The organism is Serratia sp. LTN-2 (assembly GCF_059740205.1).
Genome location: NZ_JCAXDO010000020.1, coordinates 61,473 through 66,057, shown reverse-complemented (window position 1 = coordinate 66,057; position 4,585 = coordinate 61,473). Strand labels below are relative to the sequence as shown.

2 protein-coding genes and 2 pseudogenes are annotated in these 4,585 nt (G+C 46.2%); 2 read left to right on the top strand and 2 right to left on the bottom strand.

Annotated features, from left to right (window positions below):
• Positions 1-88: 88 nt before the first annotated feature.
• Positions 89-1,728 (top strand): annotated as a pseudogene (locus AC6BYQ_RS24560) (Tn3 family transposase); the annotation flags it as partial.
• 34 nt (positions 1,729-1,762) lie between these two features.
• Here the strand turns inward: AC6BYQ_RS24560 and AC6BYQ_RS24555 are convergent.
• Positions 1,763-2,122 (bottom strand): annotated as a pseudogene (locus AC6BYQ_RS24555) (SOS response-associated peptidase family protein); the annotation flags it as partial.
• A gap of 121 nt (positions 2,123-2,243) precedes the next feature.
• Here AC6BYQ_RS24555 and AC6BYQ_RS24550 point away from each other — a divergent pair.
• A complete protein-coding gene (locus tag AC6BYQ_RS24550) occupies positions 2,244-3,029 on the top strand; it encodes a DUF8608 domain-containing protein (RefSeq protein WP_498057665.1) in 786 nt (261 codons plus the stop codon).
• 219 nt (positions 3,030-3,248) lie between these two features.
• On the opposite strand, the gene AC6BYQ_RS24545 is transcribed toward AC6BYQ_RS24550, so the two are convergent.
• Positions 3,249-4,199: a CAAX protease gene (locus AC6BYQ_RS24545; protein ID WP_498057664.1), complete on the bottom strand. Its 951-nt coding sequence runs from the start codon at positions 4,197-4,199 to the stop codon at positions 3,249-3,251.
• Positions 4,200-4,585: the final 386 nt, after the last annotated feature.

Sequence of the window (4,585 nt, the reverse complement as noted above, 5' to 3'; positions counted from 1 at the left end):
TGTTGATGTGAGGCTGGGGCTTAAAGACGGTTGAGGCAGCAACGCTGCCGTGCTCGCACCGCAGGTGCGCTACGTTCAGTTAGGTGAAGACGGTGAGCCCGCAGGCCTGAATGCCGGGCGCTATGAGTTCTGGCTCTACCGGCAGATAAGAAAGCGTTTTCAGGCAGGGGAATTCCACCTCAACGACAGTCTCCGGCACCGCCATCTTTCTGATGAACTGGTCCCGGAAGGGGAACAGGCCGCGGTACTGGCTGACATGAACATCCCCTTTCTGCAGAAGCCGATTAAAACGCAGCTAAAAGCGCTGGAGTCCGAGCTGCACCGACAGTGGAAAGCGTTCAACCGGGAGCTGAAGCAGGGGAAGCTGAAACATCTGGAATACGACAGAGAAACGCAGAAACTGACCTGGCATAAATCCGTGGTCAGTCGTCATAAGGTACAGAATAAGCGTTTTTATGAGCAGCTACCGTTCTGCGATGTAACCGACGTCTGCCGCTTTGTTAACGAGCACTGCCGGTTTCTGCCCGCCATGAAGCCGCTGCAGCCCCGCTATGCCAAAAAATACGCTGATGCAGACAGCCTGATGGCGGTCATTGTTGCCCAGGCGATGAATCATGGTCATCACGTGATGGCGCGAACCAGCGATATTCCGTTCCATGTGCTGGAAACCACGTACGAACAGTACCTTCGTCTGGCGTCGCTGCTCACAGCTAATGACTGTATCACCGATGCCATAGAGGCTCTGCCGGTTTTCCCGCTCTATTCGTTTGATCCTGAAACGCTTTATGGCGCCGTTGACGGGCAAAAATTTGGCGTTGAGCGACCGACAGTAAAGGCCAGACATTCACGTAAATATTTCGGTCGCGGTAAAGGTATGGTGGCCTACACGCTGCTGTGTAATCACATCCCGATCTACGGATACCTGATTGGCACAAACGAGTATGAAGGCCACATGTCTTTGATATCTGGTACCGCAACACCTCAGAGGTGAAACCCACGGCCATCACCGGAGACATGCACAGCATCAACAAAGCCAACTTTGCGATCCTGCATTGGTTTGGCCTGCGCTTTGAACCTCATTTTACCGACCTGAACAGGCAGCTGCAGGAGCTGTACTGCACCAGAGAGCCGTCGGCCTATAAAAAATGCCTGATTCAGCCCGTCGGGCAGATTGACCTGAACCTTATCACCCGCGAAAAAAGCAATCTCGATCGCATTGTCGCCACGCTGGGGCTGAAGGAAATGACGCAGGGAACGCTGATCCGCAAACTGTGTACGTACACAACAACTAACCCGACAAGACAGGCGGTATTTGAATATGACCGGCTGGTTCGCAGCATTTACACGCTGAAGTATCTGCGTGATCCACAGCTGGAACGGAATATCCGTCGCTCCCAGAACCGGATTGAATCTTATCACCAGCTACGTGCTGCAGTCGCCAAAGTTGGCGGCAAAAAGGAGTTAACCGGGAAAAATGACCTTGAAACGGAAATCAGTAATCAGTGCGGGCGGTTGATCTCCAACGCGATCGTTTATTACAACTCCGCGATCCTGTCACGGTTGCTGGAGCGACTGGAAGCCGAAGGTAACGCCAAAGGCGTCGAGGCGCTGACCCGGATATCACCGGTGGCCTGGCAGCACATTTTGCTGAACGGGCATTACACCTTCCAGAGCAGCAATGAACTTATTGATCTGGATACACTGGTTGCCGGGCTGAAACTGGGGTAACGGAAATTTCGGCGGTTCCGGCGTAGAACCCCAAATAGGGCTGCTTCAGCCGTGGATCCTCCGTCGACTTTTTCCATTCGTACCAGCCCGATGCCGGCACCAGCGCGCGGCCGTGCTTCCAGAGCGGGGCGAACATCCGGCTGTGCTCCGCGGTTTCAACGCGGGCATTGATGAGCGGTGGTTTTCCCTGTTCGCGCCACCATACCGGTGCATAGCCCCAGTTAACCGGGGTCAGCTGCAGCTGGCCATCGTGATGATGAAACACCGGCACTGGCGTGCCAGGGGCGACGTTATACCGTGCATGCCAGTCACCGGCGGTGCTAACCGGTGTATCAGGCTCCAGGGCGGCGAGAAATTCGTCGCGGCTATGGAATTGTGCAAAGCGGCCACACATAGGATAATCCAGAGTACAGACATGTTATTTAGTATAGCTTAGGAAAACGCCGGATACTTTTCATAATATATTAAATGACTGGTATCGGAATATAAGATGCCTTGAATTTAGGAGTGTTAATATGTCAGGCCGATTTGTATTTAATTCATTTTATAAAGATGACTATCCTGATTGGGTATGTCCAAATTGCTATAAGGCAACACTAAAAATTATTCCCAACAGCGTTGTAAAAGGCACAACTCCAGCAGCCCATAAATATCACGAGCATGAAGGGTATCGATATGATAATGAGGAGTTCATTTTTAGCTTAATGTTAAAATGTAGTCAGAGTAACTGCTATCAGCCAGTTGTTGTCATGGGGGTTGGGGGGTATGAACAACAATATATTAATAGATCGAGTGGGGAATGGGATTGGTTTGAATTTTACAAACCAAAAAGCATTTATCCCCCTATCCCTGTGTTTACTCCCTGTGAGCAGTATCCTGAACAAATAAAAGTGCAGCTTCAAGAAATCTCAGCCCATCTTCCAGGACATCCGCAAGCTGCAATTAATGCACTTCGGACTACGCTTGAAATTATCATGGACTATTTTGAAATACCTAGGGAAGATAAAGGAAGATATGTATCTCTTGATAAAAGAATTAAAGGAATTCCTGAAAATTACAGCTCATTAAGAGAAGGGTTTGAAGCGTTGAAATGGCTGGGGAATACAGGAAGTCATAATCTAAAACCCGTTGATGAAAAAGATATCGATGGCGCGTGTCATATGCTTGATGATTTCTTACAACGTATATTCAGAGGTGAAGTATCTCACACAGAGACGATTGAACGTCTAAATAGAAACCATAATCCAACGTTGAGAAAATCTAAGGGTGGAAATAATTATTGCGATGAAATGATGACATAAGGTGATGCAGGCACGATCATGATCATCGAGTGACGAGAAAGTCGGGATCATCTCTGTGGATATCGAAAATAACTTCATGATTTTATACGATATACCATTGACTGTCATCAATTTACAGGGGAAGAGGTAATTGATAGTAGGTTGATTAATTTATGATTGTTTTAGTGGTTGTGGATCTATTTTTCGGCCCTTTACTAAGGGCCTTTTGCGAATTTAAAATTATCTCATTTTAAATAAAATGCAACAGGAGTTATTATTCAATACCATTGGGACGGATTGTTTTCCTCCTTTGGTTTGTTGAAATAATTTGTCAAGCACGCCTGGTTCAGTGGTATCAGGTGTTTGATAGTTGAGGTTGGTATAAATGTTCAGTTCTTCAATGGAACAAACTCTCCTGGCATTGGCGAACATTCCCCATGCATTAAGAGCTTGGCAGGTTATGGGGCTAATTGCCGTTATCAATTTTTCTATTAGATTTATTTTTTCCCTTATAGAGTCAATGGCTGTTTTAGCATCAACAGATTTGGATTTTATCCATATGCAATCATGGTGAAATAGCCTGTTTCTGTAATCTCTTATTTCTTTTAGTAAGTTAATTAACTTCCGTCTTGCTTCAATGGGTTTAATATCTATTTCACTCAGGCGGCGAAATGCTTTTGGCAAGGAATTAGGCCAAAGATAATCAGCTTTTTCTGCATTGTTTTCTGTATGTAATGCATCTAAAAGAACCGACTCCCAAGTGGAAAAGTTAGTTGTAGCAATAATATCATCGTGACTAAACACTGGTGGCGGTGTCGTTAGCAATGAATGATGCGCGAGACCTTGCCGTGCTGTTTCTCTGTCCCGCCAACTTTTTTTCAAACTTTTCTCTGCTTCTTTTATACAATCTCGGAACTTACTATGGTTATCTTTTGTTGTGTCAAATTTTATTACATCCCACCATTTATCTCCGAACCTGCTTCGAGCTGCTTTATCGATAGAGTTTCTGAGAATAAGTTCAAGTTGTTGTACTAATGGATATAACGATGCAGCTGCGTTTTGCACCCATAAACTGAAACCATACATTTCGATATTGTTATTTTGTATGTTAAAAGTTCCAGGAACTGATGACAGCCTGGCTGTAGATAGCAGGGAAAGAACGGGGGTGTAATCAGCAATGCGCTTTGGCATCATGCCTCCTGGCAGCTTCTCCGGGTATGGAGGGACGGTTAGTTGACTGAGCCCACATTATAGGGTATTCTTCCCTCATAACGTTAGCCGGTGTTGAATCATCCCCCATGTTTCATGGGTTCTAGTGCAGACACGATAGGCAAAAGAATTGAAGGACCCCGGCTTGGCTGGGGTTTTTCGCATCTGAAGCCTTGAACGTTACCAATCTAACAGTGTACTCCTACTGGGGTGACCATCCATGAATACCCACCGATAATGTTCGACTAGCTTAACTATCTGATTTTGTTAAAAAAGTACACATAATGCGCATTATGTTAAATTAAAATACTGAATATGCACCGGGATTAGCCCTGCACATCATCTCTCGCCTCACCTTCAAGGCTTAT

Excerpts from the sequence above, each read along its gene's own strand:
- AC6BYQ_RS24550 (WP_498057665.1), top strand. The coding sequence starts at position 2,244 with ATGTCAGGCCGATTTGTATTTAATTCATTTTATAAAGATGACTATCCT.
- AC6BYQ_RS24545 (WP_498057664.1), bottom strand. The coding sequence starts at position 4,199 with ATGCCAAAGCGCATTGCTGATTACACCCCCGTTCTTTCCCTGCTATCT.